Source organism: Paraburkholderia fungorum, from assembly GCF_046026025.1.
GTDB classification, from domain to species: Bacteria; Pseudomonadota; Gammaproteobacteria; order Burkholderiales; family Burkholderiaceae; genus Paraburkholderia; species Paraburkholderia fungorum_E.
The window spans coordinates 67,304-90,188 of the sequence record NZ_JAQQFL010000002.1 but is presented as its reverse complement, the minus strand read 5'-3'; the positions used below and the strand labels follow the sequence as shown (position 1 = coordinate 90,188).

The 22,885-nt window shown below is 63.3% G+C and carries 18 protein-coding genes; 5 read left to right on the top strand and 13 right to left on the bottom strand.

Annotated elements, in window-relative coordinates:
- Positions 1 to 11: 11 nt before the first annotated feature.
- Positions 12 to 689 carry a TetR family transcriptional regulator gene (locus tag PQR67_RS02560; RefSeq protein ID WP_408454019.1) on the top strand — a complete coding sequence of 226 codons (678 nt, stop codon included), beginning with the start codon at positions 12 to 14 and terminating at the stop codon, positions 687 to 689.
- A gap of 134 nt (positions 690 to 823) precedes the next feature.
- Here the strand turns inward: PQR67_RS02560 and PQR67_RS02555 are convergent, their stop codons facing one another.
- From PQR67_RS02555 to PQR67_RS02545, 3 genes are all read right to left on the bottom strand, one after another.
- Positions 824 to 2,002 carry a tetratricopeptide repeat protein gene (locus PQR67_RS02555; protein ID WP_408454016.1) on the bottom strand — a complete coding sequence of 393 codons (1,179 nt, stop codon included), beginning with the start codon at positions 2,000 to 2,002 and terminating at the stop codon, positions 824 to 826.
- Between the two features lie 100 nt (positions 2,003 to 2,102).
- On the bottom strand, positions 2,103 to 2,783 hold the full coding sequence (locus tag PQR67_RS02550; RefSeq protein ID WP_408203755.1) for a PspA/IM30 family protein: 681 nt from the start codon (positions 2,781 to 2,783) through the stop codon (positions 2,103 to 2,105).
- A 490-nt stretch (positions 2,784 to 3,273) separates the two neighbouring features.
- Positions 3,274 to 3,888, bottom strand: a complete 615-nt coding sequence (locus PQR67_RS02545; protein WP_408454013.1) for a plasmid mobilization protein — start codon at positions 3,886 to 3,888, stop codon at positions 3,274 to 3,276.
- Between the two features lie 463 nt (positions 3,889 to 4,351).
- Between PQR67_RS02545 and PQR67_RS02540 the strand changes: the two genes are divergently transcribed.
- Together PQR67_RS02540 and PQR67_RS02535 are read left to right on the top strand one after the other, a co-directional pair.
- Positions 4,352 to 6,847 (top strand): penicillin-binding protein 1A, encoded by a 2,496-nt coding sequence (locus tag PQR67_RS02540; RefSeq protein WP_408454010.1) that lies wholly within the window; start codon positions 4,352 to 4,354, stop codon positions 6,845 to 6,847.
- 426 nt (positions 6,848 to 7,273) lie between these two features.
- A complete protein-coding gene (locus tag PQR67_RS02535; RefSeq protein WP_459251976.1) occupies positions 7,274 to 8,152 on the top strand; it encodes a lipid A biosynthesis lauroyl acyltransferase in 879 nt (292 codons plus the stop codon).
- A 772-nt stretch (positions 8,153 to 8,924) separates the two neighbouring features.
- On the opposite strand, the gene PQR67_RS02530 is transcribed toward PQR67_RS02535, so the two are convergent.
- The 3 genes from PQR67_RS02530 to PQR67_RS02520 are packed head-to-tail and all read right to left on the bottom strand — an operon-like array spanning position 8,925 to position 14,780.
- Positions 8,925 to 10,439: an efflux transporter outer membrane subunit gene (locus PQR67_RS02530; protein WP_408454007.1), complete on the bottom strand. Its 1,515-nt coding sequence runs from the start codon at positions 10,437 to 10,439 to the stop codon at positions 8,925 to 8,927.
- 4 nt (positions 10,440 to 10,443) lie between these two features.
- A complete protein-coding gene (locus PQR67_RS02525) occupies positions 10,444 to 13,566 on the bottom strand; it encodes an efflux RND transporter permease subunit (RefSeq protein ID WP_408454004.1) in 3,123 nt (1,040 codons plus the stop codon).
- Entirely contained in the window at positions 13,563 to 14,780 is a 1,218-nt protein-coding gene (locus tag PQR67_RS02520) for an efflux RND transporter periplasmic adaptor subunit (protein WP_408454001.1), read from the bottom strand. The genes PQR67_RS02525 and PQR67_RS02520 overlap by 4 nt, the downstream gene beginning before the upstream one ends.
- Positions 14,781 to 15,008: 228 nt before the next feature.
- Between PQR67_RS02520 and PQR67_RS02515 the strand changes: the two genes are divergently transcribed.
- Positions 15,009 to 15,626: a TetR/AcrR family transcriptional regulator gene (locus PQR67_RS02515; RefSeq protein ID WP_408453998.1), complete on the top strand. Its 618-nt coding sequence runs from the start codon at positions 15,009 to 15,011 to the stop codon at positions 15,624 to 15,626.
- A gap of 68 nt (positions 15,627 to 15,694) precedes the next feature.
- Here the strand turns inward: PQR67_RS02515 and PQR67_RS02510 are convergent, their stop codons facing one another.
- The gene (locus PQR67_RS02510) at positions 15,695 to 15,907 is read right to left on the bottom strand and encodes a hypothetical protein (RefSeq protein ID WP_120347811.1); all 213 of its coding nucleotides are present in this window, start codon (positions 15,905 to 15,907) and stop codon (positions 15,695 to 15,697) included.
- Between the two features lie 255 nt (positions 15,908 to 16,162).
- Between PQR67_RS02510 and PQR67_RS02505 the strand changes: the two genes are divergently transcribed.
- Positions 16,163 to 17,212, top strand: coding sequence for a LysR family transcriptional regulator (locus PQR67_RS02505; protein ID WP_408453995.1), 1,050 nt, complete (start codon positions 16,163 to 16,165; stop codon positions 17,210 to 17,212).
- A 67-nt stretch (positions 17,213 to 17,279) separates the two neighbouring features.
- On the opposite strand, the gene PQR67_RS02500 is transcribed toward PQR67_RS02505, so the two are convergent.
- The 6 genes from PQR67_RS02500 to PQR67_RS02475 all read right to left on the bottom strand — a co-directional run bounded on the left by PQR67_RS02500 (position 17,280) and on the right by PQR67_RS02475 (position 22,797).
- Complete coding sequence (locus PQR67_RS02500) at positions 17,280 to 17,669, bottom strand: cupin domain-containing protein (RefSeq protein ID WP_408453992.1); 390 nt, start codon at positions 17,667 to 17,669, stop codon at positions 17,280 to 17,282.
- 211 nt (positions 17,670 to 17,880) lie between these two features.
- Positions 17,881 to 18,771: an AraC family transcriptional regulator gene (locus tag PQR67_RS02495; protein ID WP_408453989.1), complete on the bottom strand. Its 891-nt coding sequence runs from the start codon at positions 18,769 to 18,771 to the stop codon at positions 17,881 to 17,883.
- Positions 18,768 to 18,998: a DUF2795 domain-containing protein gene (locus PQR67_RS02490; protein ID WP_408453986.1), complete on the bottom strand. Its 231-nt coding sequence runs from the start codon at positions 18,996 to 18,998 to the stop codon at positions 18,768 to 18,770. The genes PQR67_RS02495 and PQR67_RS02490 overlap by 4 nt, the downstream gene beginning before the upstream one ends.
- A gap of 24 nt (positions 18,999 to 19,022) precedes the next feature.
- Positions 19,023 to 19,277, bottom strand: coding sequence for a hypothetical protein (locus tag PQR67_RS02485; RefSeq protein ID WP_408453983.1), 255 nt, complete (start codon positions 19,275 to 19,277; stop codon positions 19,023 to 19,025).
- 306 nt (positions 19,278 to 19,583) lie between these two features.
- Positions 19,584 to 20,921, bottom strand: a complete 1,338-nt coding sequence (locus PQR67_RS02480; protein ID WP_408453980.1) for a C45 family autoproteolytic acyltransferase/hydrolase — start codon at positions 20,919 to 20,921, stop codon at positions 19,584 to 19,586.
- A gap of 142 nt (positions 20,922 to 21,063) precedes the next feature.
- Positions 21,064 to 22,797, bottom strand: a complete 1,734-nt coding sequence (locus tag PQR67_RS02475; protein ID WP_408453978.1) for a ClcB-like voltage-gated chloride channel protein — start codon at positions 22,795 to 22,797, stop codon at positions 21,064 to 21,066.
- Positions 22,798 to 22,885 lie beyond the last annotated feature (88 nt).

Below are 22,885 nucleotides of genomic sequence, written 5' to 3'. Positions count from 1 at the left end.
ACTGAAAGCTCATGAAACCCGTACCCGAAGCGGCCTCCGCCGCCGACCACGGCGCTGTTGCCGGGCACGACCTTGCGCCCGGCAAGCGCAAACTGATCGAAGCCGCGTTGCGTCTGACCGCGGGCGGGCGCAGCTTTGCGAGCCTGGGCCTGCGCGAACTGGCGCGCGAGGCCGAGCTCAATCCCAACACGTTCTACCGCCACTTCGACACACTCGACGACCTGGCGCGCGAGGCGGTCGAATCGGTCAGCCGCCGCTTGCGGCCGATGCTGCGGCGCGAGCGCTGGCTGGCCGCGCATGACGAGCCACAAAGCGTGCCGCGTCGCGCGTGTGTGGCGTTCTTTGAGTTTGCGCTGGAGAATCGCGAGGCGTTTCTGAGCGCCCTGGTCGAGTATCACGGCACCTCGCGGGCGCTGCGCGAAGCGGTACGTGCAAACCTCCACGAGGTGTCGGTGGAAATGGCGGACGACGTCGTGCAACTGGCGCTGATGCCAACACTCGCCCGCGTCACCGTCGACGAAGTCTGCACGCAGATCGTGCTGCAGTTGTTTCATCTGTCGGCGGAGTACATCGAGGGGAATAGCGCGCGCCGGGAAGCGCTGGTCGCGTATGCGGAGCGTTTCATCGTCCGGTTGTTCGCGGGTTCGGTGCTGCTGGCGCAGCATGAGCCGGCGAGGGCGTCTGCGTGAGTGAGAGTCTGAAGAGGTTGAAGCTGCGGAAGATGGAAGTGACATAAAAAACGGGCTCCATGCAGGAGCCCGTTTTCATTGCGGCGTGATCAATTAGCGCTTGCTTGACGGCATCTCAAGCGGCGCCGAGTTTCTCAGGTATCGCTCCAGCTGGAATCGTCGTTACTGCCGAGGTCGACGCCACCGCCGCTGTTGTCGTTCCAGTCGTTCGAGCCCTGGCCGAAGTCGAGACCACCGCCATTGCTGCCGTCGCCGCCGCGGCGGCGTGTTTCGTCATCGACAATCACGTCACGCTCCACCACGCGTTCACGCCCGGAGTTCAGAGCCTCGCCGAGCAGCACGCCGGTCAGCAGGCCGCCCATGCCGCCGCCGAATCCACCACCGCCTTGTTGCACGATGACCTGTGGCTGTTGCTGATAAGGTCCTTGCTGCGGATAGGGCGCTTGCGGCGGGTTGCCGAAACGATCGGCCTCCTGCGCATAGGGCGACTGCTGTGTACCGGCAGCCGGCGCGGCATACGGATCGGGCCGTCCCTCGGCGCGGGCGCGCATGCTGCCGATGCGCTGCTCCAGTTCGTCGAGCTGATACGGCGGCACCGGATTCTTGCTGTTCGACAGCGTTTCGACCAGACCGCGCAATTGCTCTTCGGTCGATTCGACTTCCTTCTCCAGCGCCTCATGACCTTGCACGGTGGAGAGCTTCACGTCGAGCTTCAACGAGCGCACGGCGTTGAGCATTTCGGTCGCGCGCTTGAGCTGCACGCGACGATCGTCGTCGGCGCGCGAATCGTCTTGCGAGCGGGCGCGGCGCAAGGTCCAGCGCAACACCAGCGCAATCACGCCGATCAGCAGAATGATGCCGATCCACATGCCGATGCCGGGGCCATGCCGTTGCGGCGCTTGCGGCACCATGGCGGACTGCTGCACGGCCGGCGAATTCTGTTGCACGAACGGGTTGGTCGCGCGGCTCGTGGTGTTACCGCCGGCACGTTCCGCGTCCTTGCGGATCCGTGCTTCGGTTTGCGCGAAACGGGTCGGGTCGGTGAAGCGGATTTGCGGGTCGAGCGTCTTGGCCTGCTGCACCTGGGCGAGGGCGTCGGCATAGCGGCCTTCGCGATCGAGCACCTGGCTGTACAGGTAGTGCGCGCGCGCATTGTTCGGATGCGCCTGCAACACTTCGCTCAAACCGGCATCGGCTTGCTGCCAGTTGCCTTGCGACATGGCGGATTCGATCTGCTGAACCGTCGGTAGGGCGAATGCCGCGGCCGACACGAACAGCAGCGAGGCGAACGCGCTTGCGAGAAATTTTTTCATTTGCGGACCGGGTGCGATGCACCCGTCTCCTTCAGTCGATACCGGTGGCCGGCATACCGGCTGCGTGTGTGACGGCAGCCGGTATTTACTGCAGATGCTATTACTGAGCCGGCGTGTTGATCTGCTTCTTCAACGCTTCGAGACGATCTTCGACGGACGGCCCGCGGTTCAGATCCGAGAGCTTGTCGTCGAGCGCCTTGCCGCTCTTCACATCGGCCGAATTCAGGCGCGCGTCCGAACGGGCGTTCGACAACGCAACCTTGTCTTCCAGCTTCTGGAAATCTTCAGACAGATTCTTGCCACCGATACCGCCCAACGCGGTGGCGGCAACATCTTTAGCCTGAGCGATCTGCTGCTTGGCTTGCAGAATGTTCGAGCGCGCGTTCAGGTCGTTACGACGGCCACGCATGTCGTCGATCTGGCTCTTCAACTGCGCAACCGACGGCTCCAGCGTGGTCAGTTCCTTGGCCAGCGCATCGCGCTCGGCTTCGGCTGTAGCTTGTGCGCCGAGGGCTTCGCGCGCGAGCGCTTCGTCGCCGGATTGCAGCGCGCGTTTCGCACCGTCTTCGTACTTCTTCGCCTTGTCGGCGGCAACATCGCGCTTGCTTTGTTGCGTGGCGACTTGCGCCTGAATCTCGATCAGCGAGTTCTCGGCTTTAGCGATGCTCTCGTCGAGTTCGCGCACGATCTGGCGTGAATCGCGCGACGGGTCCTGTACGGAATCGGCTGCGTCGTTCAGGAGACCTTTAAGCGTGCGTGAAATGCTGTCAAAAAGCGACATGAAAACCTCCAAAGAATGAAATCGGCGCTGAATAATTCCCACGCGCTTTAACTGCTTTCCAATGCTACTTTACGCCGCTGCGCGAGAAGCTGCGCAACGTTCGGACCGGAGTTCGGGGCGCACGCGCCGATTGCAATAGCGGTGCAGTAAATTTACGTTTTGAAACGGATTTACAAATAGCCACAGCGGTTAAAACGCGCGTCTGATCATTTAGCCGCTCGCGGATATTACACCACGCGCTCTCTTAAATCCGCCTTAAAGGGCGCGATGACACAATCGCTGACTTTGTGCGCGGCGGGCATCCGCGCGGCGGGCATCCGCGCGGCGGGCATCCGCGCGACGGGCATCCGTGCGGCGGGCACCCGGGCGGCGGGCATCCGTGCAATGAGTGTCCGCACGGCGAGTGTCGCGGATGTGAACAGGCGCCGCGTGACGGCGGTAACGCGTCGAAGTGCGATGGGGCAGGTCGTTCGACCGTGAAACTTTCCTTTCAGGCGAAGCGTCCGCCTTCCGTGCTGGGATCACCCGGCGGACCGTCTTCGTCCCGCGCGGCACTAACGCGTGGGCGCTTGAGTACGTTGCGCAATTGTGCTTGCGCATCGTCCGGCTTCTGCGCGGAGTCGGCAACGGCCGCCGCTTTGGCCGCGGTGACACGCGCCACGGCTTCGGCTGCCGCGGCGGCTTCGAGTTCCTCTGCGGTGGCGGTGAGCGCGGCCAATACGCCGGCCGGCAGCAACGGTCCCGGGCTTCCGCCCGCGGGCGTGCCCAGCAAGTCATCGGCATGCGATGCGGCCGCGGCGTCTGCCGGCGCAGCGGATTGGTGGTCGCGATGGTTTGGCTGGGCGGCGCCTGGCGCCGCCCGTGCGTTGCGCGTACCGTGCGCGACGCGCTGCAGCGCCGCGTCGAGCGCGTCCGGCGCGCGCGGTGCGCGCAGCCGGTCGACGATGCCGGCCGCTTTCACCTGCTCGCTGGTCGCGCCGAAGCTCAACACGGCGCGCCGCATCAGTTCGCTGACGCTAATGCCCAGGTTTTCGGCGATGGCGGCGATCGCGCGTTTCTGGGCGGGCGTGACGAATACGACGATGCGTTCGCTGGGCTTGTTCATGGTCGGCTCGCATACTTGTTGGCATTGGCGATTCAAGGCGTGTATGTGGCGTACGCCGCCGCGCGCATCGGTGACGACCCGCGCGCCGAGTCCATCATATGACGAGTTGCACCGATGCGGAACGGGCGCGACATGAAAATCCCGTGACATCAACGAGTTGTAGCGTTTCCGGCGGGCTTGTCCACAGGCCTTTCAACAATTTCTGTTGATAACCCCGGCGGCCCGCGCCGTGCCCGTGTCCGCGCGCTTCTCCGGCTGCCGCGATCGACCGCCGTGACGCCGCGCGAAGGGAATTCTTACAAAAAAACTGTCTTGGACTTCTCCTGATTTCTTTAAAATGCGCTGTTACGTTGCGCCGAACGATGTCCTGGGCGTACCGTGCGGCCGCCCGGGGGCATAGGGCCGCGCGGTGTTTTGCGCCTCATGCAGCGAGGCGTTCGGTTACGCGCCCACTATTCCAGTCATGCCAATCATTAAACGACCGCATTCTTCCAATTCTCCGGCTGGTGAAGACCGGGACACCTACCACCGCACGCCAGGACGCAACGCTGCTTCGCGCGACGCCGAGGCCGGCCGGCGCTCGATCGGCGCGAGTATCACCATCTGGTTGGTCAGCCTGCTGGCGACCATCGCCGTGGTGGGTGCGCTGATCGTCGGTTACGCGCTCGTCGTGATGGGGCCGCAACTGCCGTCGCTCGACGCGCTGACCGACTATCGCCCGAAAGTGCCGTTGCGGGTGTACACCGCGGACCACGTGCTGATCGGCGAATTCGGCGAGGAGCGGCGCAGCATCGTGCGCTTCCAGGACATTCCGGATCAGATGAAGAAAGCGGTGCTCGCGATCGAAGACTATCGCTTCTACGAGCACGGCGGCGTCGACTTCGTGGGCATTCTGCGCGCGGGCATTTCCGACATCACGCATGGCGGCGCCTCGCAGGGGGCGAGCACGATCACGATGCAGGTCGCGCGCAACTTCTTCCTCTCGAGCGAGAAGACGTATACACGCAAGATCTACGAAATGATGCTGGCGTACAAGATCGAGCGCGCGATGACCAAGGATCAGATCCTCGAGGTCTACATGAACCAGATTTATCTGGGCGAGCGCTCGTACGGTTTTGCCGCGGCCGCGCGTGTGTACTTCGGTAAGGATCTGAAAGACATTACGCTGGCCGAGGCCGCGATGCTGGCGGGTTTGCCGAAAGCGCCGTCCGCGTATAACCCGGTGGTCAATCCAAAACGCGCGAAGATCCGTCAGGAATACATTCTGAAGCGCATGCTCGAGCTGAAATACATCAGCCAGGATCAGTACGACCAGGCGGTCAAGGAAGAGATTCACACGCGCAATCCCGGCAACGAATACAGCGTGCATGCCGAGTACATCTCCGAAATGGTTCGCCAGATGATGTATGCGCAGTACAAGGACGAAACTTATACGCGCGGCCTGAACGTCACCACCACGATCGATTCCGCCGACCAGGACGCCGCCTATCGCGCGGTGCGCAAGGGCGTGATGGATTACGAACGGCGCCACGGCTATCGCGGGCCGGAAGGTTTCGTGCAATTGCCCGCGCCGGGCGACGACCGCGATCAGACGATCGACGACGCGCTCACCGATCACCCCGACAACGGTGAAATCATCGCCGCCGTGGTGACGGATGCGAATCCGAAGCAGGTGAAGGCGCAACTGGTCGACGGCACCGAAGTGACCATCAGCGGCGACGGCTTGCGCTTTGCAGCGGGCGGGCTCTCCGCGCGAGCAACGGCCGCCACGAAGATCCGGGCGGGCTCGATCGTGCGCCTCGTCGCCGACGACAAGGGCAACTGGCAAATCACCCAGCTTCCGCAAGTGGAAGGCGCGCTGGTTTCGCTCACGCCGCAAGACGGCGCGATTCGCGCGCTGGTGGGCGGCTTCGACTTCAACAAGAACAAGTTCAACCACGTCACGCAGGCGTGGCGCCAGCCGGGTTCGAGCTTCAAGCCGTTCATCTATTCGGCGGCGCTCGACAAGGGGCTTGGACCGGCTACGATCATCAATGACGCGCCGCTGTACTTCCCGCCGAGCACGCCGGGCGGCGACGCGTGGGAACCGAAGGACGACGACCAGCCGGATGGTCCGATGCCGCTGCGCCTCGCCCTGCAGAAATCGAAGAATCTGGTGTCGATCCGCATTCTGTCGTTCATCGGCACCAAGTACGCGCAGGATTTCGTCACGCAGCGTTTTGGTTTCGACGCCGACAAGACCCCGCCGTATTTGCCGATGGCGCTCGGCGCGGGCCTCGTCACGCCGCTGCAATCGGCGGGCGCCTACTCGGTGTTCGCGAACGGCGGTTACCGCATCAATCCGTATCTGATCAGCGAGGTGACGGATGCGCGCGGCGAGCCGCTCTCGAAAGCGCAGCCGCTGACCGCCGGCCGGGATGCGCCGCGCACGCTCGAGCCGCGTAACGCGTACATCATGAACAGCCTGCTGCATTCGGTGGCTACGGCCGGCACGGGCGCGGGCACCAACGTGCTGCATCGTTCGGACTTGCAGGGCAAGACAGGGACGACCAACGACGCGAAGGACGGCTGGTTCGCGGGTTACCAGCAATCGCTGGTGGCCGTGGCGTGGATGGGTTACGACCAGCCGAAGAGCCTCGGCAGCCGCGAGTTCGGTGCGCAACTCGCATTGCCGATCTGGGTCGAGTACATGCAGCGCGCGCTGCGCGGTGTACCGCAAGCCGAGCCGGCGCAGCCGGACGGCGTGACTTCGGTCGACGGCGAGTTGTTCTATACGGACATGACGCCGGGCAATGGGTTCGTGGCGAGTATCGGTCTCGATTCGGCGAATCCGACTGCCGGCGCGAGCGACGCGGTCGGCGGCGTGGGGCCGGCGGGTATGACGCCACCGGCGGTGCCGAGCGTCTCGTCGAATGAGAAAAAACAGATCATGGATCTGTTCGAGACCAACAAACCTTGATTTCTCCCGATCCCCGGGGATTTCCTGCGGGGGGCGCCTAAGGGCGTAGCGAATGGGTGCGGCTTACCCGGGGGCCGCACGCGCAAGTTTTTGAAAGGGCGGGGGAATTGTGGCTCAGCGCGGCCCGGCGCGGATCCGGGGCGCTATTCGGGTGAACCCCGCCCGCAGATTTTGTTCCCACCCCTACGCAGTGTGTTTTAATCACGCCTGCGGATGTTTTCAGACTGGCTCTGTACGGATACCCGATTCCGAAGCGGTTTCGGCCTCCAGCACTGCTGCGCCTAGCCGCGAGTGAGGCGTCCGTCCTCGAAAGTCGCGCCGCGCCAGACCCGTTTGACACGCACACATGCCACTTCGCCCGTGGGCAGCCGTCAGGTTGCAGCGGCCGGTGTGTTTCTCACTTTGCATCCACCAGGCTGTTGCCTCTTGAAAAGTCGAATACTCATCTTCCTGATGACAGGTCTGCTGCGCGCGTTCGCTCTCCTGCCGTACGGTGTCGTCGCCCGTATCGGCACGGGCATCGGCGCGTTGCTGTACCGGATTCCGAGCGCACGCCGGCGCGTTGTGCATACCAATCTGAGGCTGTGTTTCCCCGACATGAGCGACGAAGCGCGCGAACGTCTCGCGCGTGCGCATTTCTGTCATGTGATCCGTAGTTATGTCGAGCGCGGCCCGCAGTGGTTCGGCAATGCGCAGTCGCTGGCGCGCCTTGTCGAAGTGGAGAGTGCGATCGACCTCACCGACATGCAAGGCCAGCCGACGATTTTTGTCGGCTTTCATTTTGTCGGCATCGAGGCGGGCTGCATGATGTATTCGACGCGGCATCCGGTTGCGTCGCTGTATACCCCGATGTCGAATCTCCTGCTCGACGCGATGGCCAGGCGGCAGCGTGGGCGCTTTGGCACGGAGATGATTCCGCGTAGCGATAGTGTGCGGCGCGCGTTGCGTGTGCTGCGCGAGGGGAAGCCGGTGATGTTGGCCGCCGATATGGATTTTGGGTTGCGGGATTCGGTGTTTGTGCCGTTTTTTGGCGTGCCGGCTTGTACGCTGACTTCCGTGTCGCGGATGGCGCGGGCCGGGAATGCGCGGGTAGTGCCGTTTGTGACTGAGGTTTTGCCGGATTATCGTGGGTATAAGCTCACTATTTTTGATGCGCTAAGCGATTTTCCTTCGGATGATGTTTCTGTCGATGCACGGCGGATTACTGAGTTTCTTGAAACGCAAGTGCGACGGATTCCTGATCAATATTATTGGGTGCATAAGAGGTTTAAGAATCGGCCTGTTGGGGAGGCAGGGGTTTATTAGCGCGGGGCGCTTGGGTTGGGTGTGTGCCTGCGGTTTTGGCCTTTCCTTGTTCTGGCTTTTTGGCCTTTCCTTGTTTTCTTAGTGGTCTATTTGCGTTGCCCCTGTGCGGGGCGGCACTTACTTTCTTTGCCGCCGCAAAGAAAGATAAGCAAAGAAAGCGGCTTCACACCGCCAGCCTATAAGCGGGTCCCCCGCGCAGCCACGGTAGTGGTGCATCTGGAATCTGTGTTCTCGCATATTCAGCCTTGGTGACAAGGCAGTCATACTTCCGGCGGCGCTGCGCGCGCCGTTGCGGTGCTTCAGAAACCACCCCCCCGTTGGGTGAGCACTCGAAGTATCTAGCCCCCATTTCGTTGCGCGCTCAAGCACTTACGCCAGATGTCCAGGTGTTATCAACAAGCCTCTCCACAAAATCTGTGGATAAGGCGTCCTTTCACAAACACCCTTCCTCGTGAGGCGCGTTGTCGATCAACGTTGCATCTGGTCACGCCGCGCGCAACAAACCGATTTGCATCAAACACTTAAGCGCGTAGCCCCATAGTTATCAACAACCCTGTCAACATAAACTGGGGATAACGTTGCAGCATGTTGAGGCGTCCCAATGGCCTTCGCCATCAACAAACGGCTTAGTCAGCACACCCTGGTTCATTCCGCACCGCGAACAGAAAGCCCCGCGCGCTCAACGGGTTAGCCCGCTTGTCAGAAAGTTTTCAACAGCCTCATCAACATAAACTGGGGATAAGTCCGCCGCCATCCGTATGGAATCCCAGGTTTAGTCCGAAACACCTGCGTTCGTCGCGGGAACCGTCGGCACCGGCGCCGCGGCAGATGGCGCCGATTCGACCGGTGGATTGCCCATCGCCTGGAATAAGGCCGCAGTGTCCGTCAGACGCGCGCTCGTGTAGCGGATCTCATCAAGCTGCGCGTTGCGGAACTGCTGCTCGCTTGAACGCGTAGATGCGATCGGTAACGCGCCCAGCCGGTAACGCCCCGATGTCTCGTCGAAAATTCCCTGTGCCGAACGCGCTGCGACGTTCGCGGCATCGAGTGCCTGAGCGTCGTGCTGCAACGCTGCGAGGCTATCGGCGACGTTCTGGAACGCGGCCAGCACGGTCTGCTTGTATTGCGAAACGGTAGCGTCATACGTATCGACCGCCGCGCGGCGCTGGGCGAACAGGGCGCCGCCGTGAAACAGCGGTTGCGACAACGACGCGCCAATACTCCAGATCGCCCCCGCGCCTGACAACGCCACCGGCCAGCTAAAGCCGCCTTGGCCCATCGACGCACTCAGCGAGAGACTCGGGAACATCTGCGCCGTCGCAACGCCGACATCGGCCGCTGCGGCCTTCAGGGCGGCGTCCGCGGCCTGAATGTCGGGCCGGGTACGCAGCAATTCAGATGGCACCACGACCGGCACCTGTTCAGGCACATGCAGTTGCGCAAGGTCGAGGTCGTCCGGCGCCGCGTCCGGCGTGCGGCCAAGCAGCACCGCAAGGGCATGACGCGTCGTCAGCCATTGCTGCTTCAAACCCGGCAAACTTGCCGACAGGCTCGCCGCGCTTTGTTGCGCGCTCAACTGATCGGCGTGCGAGACCGCGCCCAGTGCGTAGCGCCGTTGCGTGTCGCGTGCCTGGTCGTTGGCTAGCGTCACGAGCCGTTCGGTCGTGTCGATCTGCGCACGCAACGCCGCACTGGTGATCGCCGCGGTCACGATGTTGGCGGCCAGCGCGCGGCGCGCGGCGTCGAACTGGTAGGCCTGCACGTTCACGCGCGCAGCGAGCGCGGCATCGGCGAGACGCGAGGCGCCGAACAGGTCGAACGTGTAGTGCGCCTGCAATTGACCCACGAAGATGTTGTACAGGAACGTATTCGGACCGGCCTCGGGGATCGCCAGCGCGCGATTGCGGGTGGCCTGGCCGCCCAGGTCGATGGTCGGCAGCATCGAACTGCCGATCTGCGCGCGCAGTTGCTCGCGCGCGGCCGCGAGACTCTTGTCGGTCGCGGCAAGCGTCGGGCTGTTGCGCAAGCCTTCGTCGACGAGGGCGTTCAGCCCCTCCGATTGATACAGCTTCCACCATTCGGGCACGGGCTTCGCGCCGACCACGAATTGCTGGGTGATGCCCTGCGCGGGAACGGTTTGCGTCGGCTGCGCTTCGGCGCCGTAGTGGGCCGGCTGCGGCATCGCGGGCGGCTCGCCGTTCGGGCCGAACGAGCAGGCGGCAAGTGTCAGTGCGGCGCCGCTGAGAAGCGTGAGGCGCGCGTGTCGAGGGAGGGCGAAAGTAACCATGATCTCAGTTCCCCGTATGCGTCGTGCCGGACGGCGCCGGTGGCTCGCGCTCGTCGCTTCGCACTCTGAACGACGTCGCGTACAGGGCCGGCAGATAGAACAGCGTAAGGATAGTCGCGCTCGTAATGCCGCCCATCAGCGCGGTGGCCATCGGGCCGAAGAAGTTGGAGCGCAACAGCGGAATCAGCGCGAGTACGGCGGCGGCGGCGGTTAGCGTGATCGGCCGGAAGCGCCGCACGGTCGCGCCGACGATCGCGTCGAAGCGCTTGTGGCCGGCCGCGATGTCCTGCTCGATCTGATCGACCAGAATCACCGAGTTGCGCATGATGATGCCGAACATCGCGATCACCCCGAGCATCGCGACGAAACCGAACGGCTGGCCGAACAGCAGCAGCGTGACAACCACGCCGATCAGGCCGAGTGGCGCGGTCAGCACCACCATCAGCACACGCGCGAAACTCTGCAACTGGACCATCAGGAGCACCAGCACGGCGATGATCATGATCGGCATCTGCGCGTTGATCGACGTTTGCCCCTTGCCGCTTTCCTCGACCGAGCCGCCAATTTCGATCCGGTAGCCGACCGGCAACGTGGCGCGAAGGGGGCTCAGCGCCTTATCGACCACATGCGTGACGTCGATTCCTTGCGCGCCTGGGGCGACGTCGGACTGCACGGTGATGGTGGGTTGGCGGTCGCGTTCCCAGATCACGCCGTACTCGAGGTCGTTGCGCAAATGACCGAGCGTGCCGAGCGGCACCGGGCCGTTCGGCGTCGGCATCGCCAGCGTGACGAGCTTCGAAGGATCGACGCGTTCCGTTTTTGGCGCGCGCAGATCGACGCTGATCAGCTTGTCGCGCTCGCGATACTGCGTGACGGTGTAGCCGGAGAGCGTCATGGCGAGGAAGCTCGAAATGTCGTCCGAACTCACTCCGAGTTCGCGGGCTTTTTTCTGATCGACTTCGAAGCGCACCGAGCGTTCGGCGGGTTCGTCCCAGTCGAACTGGACGTTGCGCGTGCCGCCGTCGGCGCGCAGGGTCGCGGCAACGCGTTCGGCGATCGAGCGCACGGTGGCGATATCGTCGCCGCTTACGCGGAACTGCACGGGATAGCCGACCGGCGGTCCATTTTCGAGGCGCGACAGGCGAGTGCGAATCGCCGGAAAGTTGTTGCGCAATTCCGGTTCGAGCCACTGCGCGAGCTTCTCGCGATCCTTCACGGATTTCGCCGTGATCACGAACTGCGCGAAATTCGGTTGCGGCAACTGCTGATCGAGCGGCAGATAAAAGCGCGGTGCACCGGTGCCGACGAAGTCCACCGTATGATCGATTTCCGGACGACCCACCAGTGCCTTCTCCAACCGCTGTGCCTGCCGCAACGTTGCGTCGAAAGACGCACCTTCAGGCAAGCGCACGTCCACCAGCAACTCGGGACGGTCCGAACTCGGGAAGAACTGCTGCGGCACCAGCGTGAAGCCTGCCATCGCCAGAATGAACAGCACAACGGTGATTGCGAGCACCACGAAGCGCCGCTCGATGCACCAACCGATCCAGCCACGCAGCCGCGTATAGAAGCGTGTGTCGTAGATGTCGTGTTCGTGATCTTCCGCTTCGTGTGCCTGACGCTTGCGCTCCGGCAGCATGTGATAGCCGAGTAACGGAATCAGCACCACGGCCGCGAACCACGAAGCGATCAGCGCGATGGCCGACACCTCGAAAATCGAACGGGTGTATTCGCCCGTGCTCGATTTCGCCAATGCGATCGGCAGGAAACCGGACACGGTCACGAGCGTCCCGGTCAGCATCGGAAAGGCGGTACTGGTGTACGCAAAGGCTGCGGCGCGCGTGCGGGTCCAGCCTTGCTCCAGCTTCACCGACATCATTTCGACCGCGATGATCGCGTCGTCCACCAATAGCCCCAAAGCCAGCACCAGCGTGCCCAACGACACCTTGTGCAGCCCGATGTCGAACAGATACATGCAAAGCGCCGTGACGGCCAGCACGACCGGTATCGAGATCACGACCACCATGCCGGTACGCACGCCTAACGACAGCAGGCTGACGACCAGCACGATGGCAATCGCTTCGGCGACGGCTTCGAGAAAATCGTCGACGGAATGCGCGACCGCATTCGGCATGCTCGATACTTCGACCAGGCGCAGGCCGACGGGCAGGTAGCCCCGCAGTTTGACCGTCTCCTGATCGAGCGCTTTGCCCAGACGAATTACGTCGCCGCCCGGCTGCATCGTGACGCCGATACCGAGCACCGCCTTGCCGCCCGAGCGCATTTGCGTGGCGACCGGATCGTCGTAGCCGCGCTTGATGGTCGCGATGTCGCCGAGACGGAACGAGCGGTTGTTGATGCGGATCAGCGTGTCGGCGAGCGCATTGACGTCCTTGAACTGGCCGGTGGGGCGCACGAACACACGGTCGTCGGTGGTGGTCAGCGTGCCTGCGGGGGAGATGCTGTTCTGCGAGTTGATCGCCTGGCCCAGTTGCTGCGGCGAGATGCCGAGACGCGTAAGTTGCGTGTTGGCGATCTCGATGTAGATGTGCTGATCCGGATCGCCGAAATAGTCGACCTTGCCGACGCCTGGCACACGCAGCAGCACCGTGCGCAACTGGTCCGCGTAATCGTGCAGTTGCGCGGCGGAAAAGCCGTCGCCTTCGAGCGTCCAGATGTTGGTGTAGACGTCGCCGAATTCGTCGTTGAAGAACGGGCCTTGAATGCCGGGCGGCAAGGTCGCCGCGATATCGCCGACCTTCTTGCGCACCTGATACCAGGTTTCGGGCACGTCCTTGACCGGCGCCGAGTCTTTCATCGAGAAGAACATCAGCGATTCGCCGGGGCGCGAGTAGCTGCGCACGAAATCGATGGCGGGTGTTTCCTGCAATTTTCGGCCGATGCGGTCGGTGACCTGTTCCTGGACCTGGCGCGCGGTCGCGCCCGGCCAGAAGGTGCGGATCACCATCACGCGGAACGTGAACGGCGGATCTTCGGATTGAGCGAGACGGGTATAGGCGAGAACGCCGAAGGCGGTCGCGAGCGCGATCAGGAAGACGACCAGCGCCTGGTGGCGCAGCGCCCATGCGGACAGGTTGAAGCGTCCCTCTTCATGCGTGGTGCTCATGAAGCGAAGTCCTCGGGATGCAGCGGCGGGATCGCGCGGACTTTTTCGCCGGCGGTCACGGTATGCACGCCTTGCAGTACGACGCGTTCACCGTCCTTGAGCCCCCCACCGATCACGATCGTGCGCTCGTTGTAGCGGGTGACCGTCACGCGGCGCAGTTCCAGCGTACCGGCGCCCGGCGTACCGGCTGCGGGCATACCGGCTCCGGGCGTACCGGCTCCGGGCGCGTTATCCGCGGGCCGCACGACCCACACGGCCGGTTGCGTACCGTCATGGAACAGGGCGGTGGCGGCAACGGTGAAGGTACCGCTTTCGCTCGCGGATGAACTGGAGGGCGCGGGTGCGGCGAGCGCGACGTCGGCGGTCATGCCGAGGCGTACCTCCGGGCCGGGATTCTCAAGCGTGAGCCTGGCGCGGTAGGTACGGCTTTGCGGATCGGCGGCGGGCGACAGTTCGCGCACGCGCGCGCTAAAGCTGCGGCCCGGCAGCGCGGCCAGCGTAATTTTTGCGGTCTGCCCGATCGAGAGCGCGGCGAGCGCGCTTTCCGGCACGTCGCAGACCACGTCGATATCGCCGCTCCATGCAAGGTTGTAGACGGCCTGGCCCGCGGACACGTTCTGGCCGGTGTCGGCCTGTTCGGCGGTGACCACCCCGGCGTGATCGGCAATGAGCGTGGTGTACTGCAACTGGTCTTTCGACAACGCCGCCTGTTGCGCGGCCTGGTCGCGCTGCGCGGCGGCCGACGCGTAGGCGTTGGTGGTCTGTTCGAGCTGGGCGGGCGCGATCAGGTTTTCTTTGGCCTGAGCCTGGTCGCGATCGAGTTGCTGCTTCGCATACACGAGACTGTGTTGCGCGGCTTCCAGTTGAGCCTGCGCGCTGGCGGCATTCTTCTGGGCATCCGCCGGATCGAGCCGCGCGACGATCTGCCCGTTCTTCACCACATCGCCCAAACGGACACGACGCTCGATGATTTTGCCGCCGACGCGAAACGATAGCGGTGTGGAGTAGCGCGCCTGCACTTCGCCTGGCAACGACGCCGCGGCCATCGCGCTGCCGTCCGCATGGACGGCGACGGCGACTACCGGACGCGGTACGGGTGCAACGGCTTCTTTCTTCGAGCACGCGGCGAGCGTGGCGATACCGGCGAATGCGAAGGCGAATGCCGCACGGCGCAAACGCGCGGGCCGGGCATGCCGATGGAACTGCTGGCGCATCGCAGGCGATGCGGGAAGACCGGGACGCTTCACAATTACCCCAACTGGAGACAGCGAACGAACACGGCAAGCCGCAGCGGCCCGCCAGCGAAGACGCGTGAGCCGGAACATGTGAAACATGCAATTGGCATACGCGTCTGACTTCGAATGGATGGTTGCATTCTAATACACACCTGTATTTGAATGTCGAGATGAATTGGAATTCTTTTCGGTGCTAGACTTGCGCCCATGAAACGGCAACGACTTACACGCGAGCAGAGCAAAGACCAGACGCGCCAGCGTCTGCTCGACGCTGGGCAAGCGATTTTTATGAAGAAAGGCTTTGTCGCGGCGAGTGTCGAAGACCTCGCCGGGGCGGCGGGTTATACACGCGGCGCGTTCTATTCGAACTTCCGTAGCAAGAACGAGTTGTTCCTCGAGCTATTGCGGCGCGATCACGAGACCATGCAGGCAGGCTTGCAAGCCATCTTTGAAGACGCGGCCTCGCGTGAGGAGATGGAAGAGCGCGTGCTGCGCTACTACAGCAATCTGCATCGCGAGAACAAGTGCTTCCTGCTGTGGGTGGAGGCGAAACTGCTTGCCGTGCGGGACGGCCGCTTCCGGATACGCTTTAACGCGTTCATGCACGAGAAGCTCGAGCATCTGAGCGAATACATCCGCGAATTTTCGACGCGGGTCGGCACGCCGTTGCCGCTGCCGGCGGAGACGTTGGCGATGGGCTTGATGGGCTTGTGCGACGGCGTGCAGTTCTTCTACACGGTCGATCCGCAGAATGTGCCGTCGGAGATGGCTGAAACGGTGCTGGCGGGATTTTTCGCGCGCGTGGTGTTCGGGCGCGACGCGTAATTGGTGTGACGAATGGGTGTAACGAATGCCGACCCGGGAAGGCCGGCAATGTCGTCAATGCCGGCGATTCAGCTCGCCGGCAACTGTGCGCAGGCGTCCGCAACGGGCGTCGCGCAGACGAACGAATACTGCCCGCTGTAGCGCAGGACTTCTTCACCGACGTGCAGGACGACCTTGATCTCCGGGCACCGCTCGTAAGCGATGAACGCCGAACAGGCCGCGGCCGACCAGCAAACCAGTGAAAACGCGATTTTTTCGAGAAGCTGGAAACGATGTGGCATAGCGATTAATTCCTTTCGGGCGCTATGTTACCAGCATCTAAGGGTTTATACCTACCTTATCCTCATAATAAGCCTCGCGATAGTGTCGCGAGCGCATCAGCAACCTGACGGGATTGTCATGTTCGGGTCAGGGTTGGGACATGATCGGATCGATACAATCGAATCGTTGGGCAAATCCGCGCGCGCCTTGTCGTGCGGGTCGACACAGGCGGCAGCGTTGCGCCGGCCCGGCTTTACCGAGGCAGGAGTCGTCCCATGAATCAATTGCAGTCGATGCGCGTATTCGTCAAGGTGGCAGACCTTGGCAGTTTCGTTGGCGCGGCTGGCGCGCTGGATCTTTCCACCGCCGTCGTTACGCGCCATGTCGCGGATCTGGAAGCGCGTCTCGGCACGCGGCTGCTCAATCGCACGACACGCCGTCTGTCGCTGACCGAATCCGGCAGGACCTATCTGGAACGCGTGCGCCACATTCTCGACGACCTGGAAGGCGTGGAGCAGATGGTGGTGGCGCGCAATCACGAACCGGTCGGCACCTTGCGCATTGTCGCGCCGGTGGTGTTCGGGCTGCATAGCCTCGCGCCGGTGGTGCAGTCGTACGCCCAGCGTTATCCCGATGTGGTGCCCGATGTCACGCTGGCGGATCGCAACGTCGACCTGGTGGAAGAGGGCTTTGATGTCGGGATCATGGTGGCGCGGCAGATGCGCAGTGCGAGCATCGTCACGCGCCGTTTGACCACCGGTTACATGACGGTGTGCGCAACGCCCGCTTATCTCGAGCAGCACGGCACTCCGCTGCGCCCGGAAGATCTGCTGACGCATCCGTGTCTGAGCCGGCCTGCCGAGCAGGGCGGCGACGAAAAGGTATTCACCGGGCCTGCGGGCGAAGTGCGGGTCAGGCCCACCAATGCGATTGCGGCGAACAACACCGAGATGCTGCGGCAGTTCGCGCTGCTGGGTATGGGCGTGGCGATTTTGCCGAGTTATCTGATCGACCGGGATCTGGCGTCCGGGCGTCTTGTGCCGTTGCTCGGAGATTACCGGCTGCCGCAAATCGAAATCACGATTGCTTATCCAAGCCGCCTTCATTTGCCGGCGAAAGTGCGTACCTTCATCGATCACCTCGTCGCGCATTTCCAGCAGACCGACGAGCACACGCGCGATCCACGCGCCACGATGCCGCGGCGTGTCGTGGCCAGCTCGCCTGCGTATGCCGACGACCTGCCGGTGTCGGCCTTGCCGGGCGACACGGCCCGACCGACGCGTCAGGTTTCGCGCTCGGGAATCGTGGCATCGTCGCCGCTTTGACGCGCGCGACACGCCGGCGCTTGAGGCGAAGCACGCCTTCAAAACCCGCGGCGGGGCGCCGGCCTGCCTAGATCCACACGTCGTTCGCCGCCGTGCGTTCGTTGCTTTCTTCGCCGGTGTTCTTCACGCCGCGCGGTTCGATCAGCAGCAGCTTGACCTCGCGTTCGGCGTACGGTTTGTGCTCGGTGCCTTTGGGCACCACGAACATTTCTCCTGCCGAGAGCAGCACGAACCCATCGCGCATGTCGATGCGCAGTTGCCCCTCGACCACGATAAACGTTTCATCCGTGTCGGCATGCTCGTGCCAGACAAAGTCGCCTTCGATGCGCACCAGCTTGAACTGGTAGTCGTTCATTTCCGCAACGACGCGCGGTTGCCATTGGTCGTTGATGAGCTGCAGTTTTTCAGCGAAATTGATCGCGCGGTGAGACGGTTGAATCGTTGCATGATTGGACATCGGGGTGTTCCTCCTGAACGGTAGGTGTCAGACAGGAGCGTAGGGCGGGCGGTGCCAGCGGGTCTTGTACGTTTGTGTGCGCGGTTGCGATGCGGTGGGATAGTCGAGTTGCCGCTTGACGCCTTGGCACTAGCTTAAAGGCGCCTCAACGCCACTTTAATGCCGCCTTAGCGCAACCTCAACGCCACCTCAAAGCCACCCTCACTCCGCCTCAACGCGTTCCTTGCGTCGAAGGTCCCAGCATCTTGAGCCAATGCGCTGGCGCCACCCCCCACGCGCGCTTGAAGTGCCGCGTCATATGGCTCTGGTCGGTAAAGCCGGCCGCCGCGGATGCGCTGGCGAGCGACACGCCCTGAACCGCGAGGCGGCGCACGAGATCGAGGCGACGCATGGTCAGATAGCGGTGCGGACTCGTGCCGAACAGCGCACGAAAATCCCGCGACAAACTCCAGCGGTCACGGCCGGCAGCGGCTGCCAGTTCGTCGAGCGTCACGGGGCTGTCGAGCGAGCCCAGCATGTACTCGCGCGCCCGTTCCGCCGCGCGATAGTCCACCGGCCGGCGCGGTTGTCCCGCACCGCCCACTGCATCGAGTGCGATCGCCAGATCGTAGAGCGCGTCGTCCTGTTCGAGTGAATCGATTGCGCAATCCATGGCGCGCAGGAGGCTTTCGGTCGCCGTAAACAGACGCGGGTCGCTCGACAAGCCGCCTTTGACGAATGGCAGAGGCTTACCGCCGAGCGCCTGCTGGAACAGCGCCGGGTCGACATAGATCATCCGGTAGTGAAAACCGTCGTGCGTGCCGGCCTGGCCGTCATGCGGCTCATCGGGATGCAGCACCATCGTGCCGCCGGGCAGGCTGTTACAGGTGCTGCCGCGGTAGTGAAAGCTCTGCACGCCCGCGAGCGTGCGGCCAATCGCATAGGTATCGTGCCGATGCATGGCATAGCCGGCATGATGAAAGAAGGCTTCGATTCGCTCGATGCCGCTAGTGCCGCCCGAATGCGGCGAGCGATAGATCCAGTCGGCAGCGGGTTTCGGATCTGAGGAAAGCGAACCTGGCGAACCTGTTGGACCGGAGATTGCGACCTGCCTGCCGCTCATGCTCCCAGACCCGGTCCGTAATTGCCGCCGATCAGGCGCGTGACCGACGTCACGTCGGCGTAATCCTGCTCCGGCAAGCCGTCGAGCATCGACAACACTTCGTTGCTCGCGCCGGCTTCGCGCGCGGCGTCGACCAGCGCGTCTTTATAGGTCGGAAAACTGACTTCGCGCAGAACGTCGGTGATCTGCAGATCAATCGATTCGCCGGGAATAGTCGATTCGGTCACGCACGCGCTCCTAAGGGGCTGTTTTCAGGTTTGCAAATGTTCATTCTGGCCCGCGAAGCTTCGCTCCAGATGCCGCGACTTGGGCAGCGCGATGTATTGCCATTGTTGCGGGCGTTTGTCGTCCGTGACGGCCACGTCCGGCGCCGGGGGGGCGACGGGGGCGGCATTGGCGCGTTCGGCAAGGCTATTGGCGGCCGTGCTGTCCGGCGCGGTATGAACCGGCGCGGCAAAACACGAGGCTGACAGCGTCACCATGATCAACAGTGTCGAGGTTTTCATCGCCCGACCTCCTAAGCTCATGCGGCGCTATCAGTTAAGCACACGCTGTGCCGTCCCCGCGTCGAAAGGAGGGCGCAACCTACACACGGCCCCGCATCATGCGGACGGCGTGCATCTACCATCTTAGATGGCAAACCGCCGCGGCGCGCGCGCAAAAGAGACAAAACCTAATTGTAAATTCCACATGATGGCAGGGAAAAGGCAACGCAGTCGCGAACGGCCGTACTACGCTTATGCTGCGCCGCGATAGATGGCAAGAATGCGGTAAGCAGACGGTAAGCACGTGGTAAGCAATAAGCGCTGCGTCTAGCGCAGCACCTCGAACCGCGTCCACGGCCACGAAGGCCGGTCGCGCATGTAGCCGTTGAGCCAGTTCCATTGCGGATGGCGCTTCATGAACGCCTGGGCGTCGAACGGCCTGCCGCACGGGTGTCCCCAACGCGCGCTGAAGGCCATGGCGCGCGCCATCTCGCTGTCGACCACTTTGCCGTCGTTGGCGCCCCACGGATTGAACGGCCCCTGGTCGGATCCACCGAAGCGCGCGTCGTCCAGTTCCAGATGCCCGCAGATGGTGCGCGAGCAGGGGTTGTCGTTGCGGTCGAGATAGACGTCGTGATGGTCGGCGATCATTTCTTTCGCGAGTTCGGCGTCGATCTTGCCGTGATGCATTTCTTCGAGCTGCATGAAGCGCAAGCGGCGCGCGCCGTTCTTGCGCACGTCCGTATAGTCCTCGCCTTCGCCGATGCATTCCTGATTGCGGATCTTCAGGTCGGTCGCGGTGTTGTAACCGCTGTAGAAGCCATTTTTCGTACTCTCGAAACCGGAATAGTGCAGCCCCAGTTCGTAGCGCGCGATCTCGCCGGTCTTGGTGTCGCCGAGCAGCCAGCTATTCGCATAGCCGCCGTTATTGGCGACCGCGAACATCTCGCACCATTCGCCGATGTCTTTGGCATATTGCGACGCGCGCCGCGAGCGATAGAACTCCGGTGCGCCGGCCGCGTTGTAGCCGACGAAGTTGGAAATGGTCGTTTCGGTGACCATCAGGCCGGCCTGGGTGACCCAGAAATCGGTGAGGCTGGAGATGCACCCCGGCAGGCCCTGCATCAGGATGCGGTTGCCGCGATCCGGCACGATGTCGAATACCACGTTGAACGCATCGCCCGCGGCGTAGCGGTCCCACGAGTTGTGCGCCATGACGATGCGGCCGTCGCGGGTGGCATTGCCGGTGGCGATGAACGCGCTGCAGTGATGGCCACGACGCCCGCGCCACGGTTTCACGCCGAGTTGCGGTTGCTGGGCCGCCGCGTGGCTTGGCCACCAGCTTTGCAGCAGATCCATGTAACCGTTCCAGGCCAGCACTTCGCCGAACGGCAGTTTCGCGCCGTCGGCGATGCCCTGGATTTCGTCGGTGAATTCAGTGTCGAGTTTGTTGGCGAACTGGGAGACGGCGGCGTCGACGAAGGTATCGAAGTCTTCGCCGGTGTCCCATTTCGCCAGGTAGCGGGCGGTGCGGATCGCGTTCTGGATTTCAGTGGCGAGCAACTGACCGTGCTGCTCGCCGCGATCGTACGGCTCGCCTTCGATATGCAGAAAAATCCAGCCGGCCTGATCACGGCGTACGGCGTCGAGGGACGGTTCGCTCATCTTCGCTCCGATCGAAGGGCGGGCGTCTCGGCACCCGTCCTGGCGTAACGCGCGCTGCTCGCAATCGCGGCAGTGGTTTTCCCATTGTAGAGAATCTGCCGTGCTTTGCATGGACGCGCCGCCGCGGAGCGCCGCGCAAACTCTAGCGCGTCGGATTCATGCGGAAATACGCATCGAGCAGAGAAGTCTTGTAGACCACGCCCGCCAGCTTCGGATCCGCGGTGCTTTCGACAACCGGCAGCCGCTCGCCCTGAAACGCCATGAAGTGCTGCAGCGCGACGCCGAGCGGCATATCCGGCGTCAGCACATCGAAATGCGGCTGCAGATAATCGGCGGCGGTTTTCGCGGAGGTGTCGCGTTTGTCGAGCAGGTCGGAGGTGATGTCCTTGAGCGCGACCACGCCGAGAAATGCGCCAGACTCATTGGCGACGTACAGATACTTCACCGGATATTCGAGGAACACGCGCGTCATGTCCTGCACGGTCGCGTTGGGCGGCACGACGGTTTCGGCGGGACGGATCAGCTCGCGCATCTGCGTGGCGCGCAGCCGGGTGCGCTCCTGTTCCTCCTGATTGCGGCGCAGCGTGATTTCGTACATCGACGTTTTACCGATCGCACGCGACACGAAATACGCGACCACGCACGACAGCATCAGCGGCAGCACCACCTGGTAGCTGAGCGTCATTTCGAAGATCATCAGGATCGCCATCAGCGGCGCCTGCGTGGCGCCGGCGAGAAACGCGCCCATGCCGACCATCGCATAAGCGAACGGCGCCGAGGTGCCGTGCGGCCACACCGCGTGCATGCCGAGGCCGAACAGCGAACCGACCACCGCGCCGACGAACAGCGTCGGCGTGAAGACCCCGCCGATCGCGCCTGAACCCACGGTCGCCGACGTCGCGACGATCTTGAACACCAGGACGAGGACGAGCGCGGACCACGTCCACGGCGAATGCAGAATGGAATTGACGACGCTGTAGCCGTTGCCCCACACCTCGGGCGTCCACACCGACAGAATGCCGACGATCAGACCGCCCAGCGCGAGCCGGATGGGCAGCGGCAGGGGCAGTTTGCGAAAGTTGGCTTTCGAAAAGTCCATCAGTCGCAGAAACTGCGGCGCGGCTGCACCGCACAGCAGCCCGAGCCCGACGAACAACAGAACTTCGGCGCCCGCCACAGGCGGAAACACCGGCATTTCGTACGGCGGCTTGTAGCTGGTGAACTCGCGCATCGTGATGTTGGCGACCACCGCCGAGACCACCACGGGGCCGAAGCTCTCCATCACGATCGAGCCGAGCACGATTTCCGTGACGAAGAACGCGCCGGCAATCGGCGCGCTGTACGCGGCGGTAATCCCGGCGGCCGCGCCGCAGGCGACGAGCAGGCGCAGACGCGGCGGATCGAAATGCACCCAGCGGCCGATCAGCGACGCGGCCAGCGCCGCCAGTTGCACCATCGGCCCTTCGCGGCCAATCGAGCCGCCGCTCGAAATCGTGAACAGCGACGACACGCTGCGCCAGAAGCTCAGCTTGACCGGCACCACGCCGTCGCCGATCGCGACGGCTTCCATGTAGTCGATGTGATTGCCCTTGTCGAGGTGACGCCGCGCGATCAACAGAAAGAAGCCGGCGATCAGGCCGCCGGCGGCGGGCAGCCACACGCGCACCGTCCACGGCAAGCCGCGCGCCATTTCGACGAAACTGCCGGACTTGCCGACCACCGCCAGTTGCAGCAGCGCGATGCCCTCGCGAAAGGCAATCGTCGCGAACGCGCCCGCCACGCCGACCACCACCGACCAGACCAGCATCGTATGGGCGTCGGACAGACGGAACAGGGTTTGGGCGCGGGTGCGCAGCTTCAGCAGGAATGAAAGCACGTCGGCAGGAAAGGGCGTGATGGGTGGATGAAATGTGCGTACGGTAACAGCATCGCGCCCGCTGGCGGAAGCGGGCGCGATGCGCGGG

What these genes read in the sequence shown, in the direction of transcription:
- PQR67_RS02505 (WP_408453995.1), top strand. Translation starts at nt 16,163, where the DNA reads ATGAATCAATTGCAGTCGATGCGCGTATTCGTCAAGGTGGCAGACCTT.
- PQR67_RS02515 (WP_408453998.1), top strand. Translation starts at nt 15,009, where the DNA reads ATGAAACGGCAACGACTTACACGCGAGCAGAGCAAAGACCAGACGCGC.
- PQR67_RS02495 (WP_408453989.1), bottom strand. Translation starts at nt 18,771, where the DNA reads ATGAGCGGCAGGCAGGTCGCAATCTCCGGTCCAACAGGTTCGCCAGGT.
- PQR67_RS02545 (WP_408454013.1), bottom strand. Translation starts at nt 3,888, where the DNA reads ATGAACAAGCCCAGCGAACGCATCGTCGTATTCGTCACGCCCGCCCAG.
- PQR67_RS02540 (WP_408454010.1), top strand. Translation starts at nt 4,352, where the DNA reads ATGCCAATCATTAAACGACCGCATTCTTCCAATTCTCCGGCTGGTGAA.
- PQR67_RS02550 (WP_408203755.1), bottom strand. Translation starts at nt 2,783, where the DNA reads ATGTCGCTTTTTGACAGCATTTCACGCACGCTTAAAGGTCTCCTGAAC.
- PQR67_RS02520 (WP_408454001.1), bottom strand. Translation starts at nt 14,780, where the DNA reads ATGCGCCAGCAGTTCCATCGGCATGCCCGGCCCGCGCGTTTGCGCCGT.
- PQR67_RS02530 (WP_408454007.1), bottom strand. Translation starts at nt 10,439, where the DNA reads ATGGTTACTTTCGCCCTCCCTCGACACGCGCGCCTCACGCTTCTCAGC.
- PQR67_RS02555 (WP_408454016.1), bottom strand. Translation starts at nt 2,002, where the DNA reads ATGAAAAAATTTCTCGCAAGCGCGTTCGCCTCGCTGCTGTTCGTGTCG.
- PQR67_RS02510 (WP_120347811.1), bottom strand. Translation starts at nt 15,907, where the DNA reads ATGCCACATCGTTTCCAGCTTCTCGAAAAAATCGCGTTTTCACTGGTT.
- PQR67_RS02560 (WP_408454019.1), top strand. Translation starts at nt 12, where the DNA reads ATGAAACCCGTACCCGAAGCGGCCTCCGCCGCCGACCACGGCGCTGTT.
- PQR67_RS02500 (WP_408453992.1), bottom strand. Translation starts at nt 17,669, where the DNA reads ATGTCCAATCATGCAACGATTCAACCGTCTCACCGCGCGATCAATTTC.
- PQR67_RS02485 (WP_408453983.1), bottom strand. Translation starts at nt 19,277, where the DNA reads ATGAAAACCTCGACACTGTTGATCATGGTGACGCTGTCAGCCTCGTGT.
- PQR67_RS02480 (WP_408453980.1), bottom strand. Translation starts at nt 20,921, where the DNA reads ATGAGCGAACCGTCCCTCGACGCCGTACGCCGTGATCAGGCCGGCTGG.
- PQR67_RS02525 (WP_408454004.1), bottom strand. Translation starts at nt 13,566, where the DNA reads ATGAGCACCACGCATGAAGAGGGACGCTTCAACCTGTCCGCATGGGCG.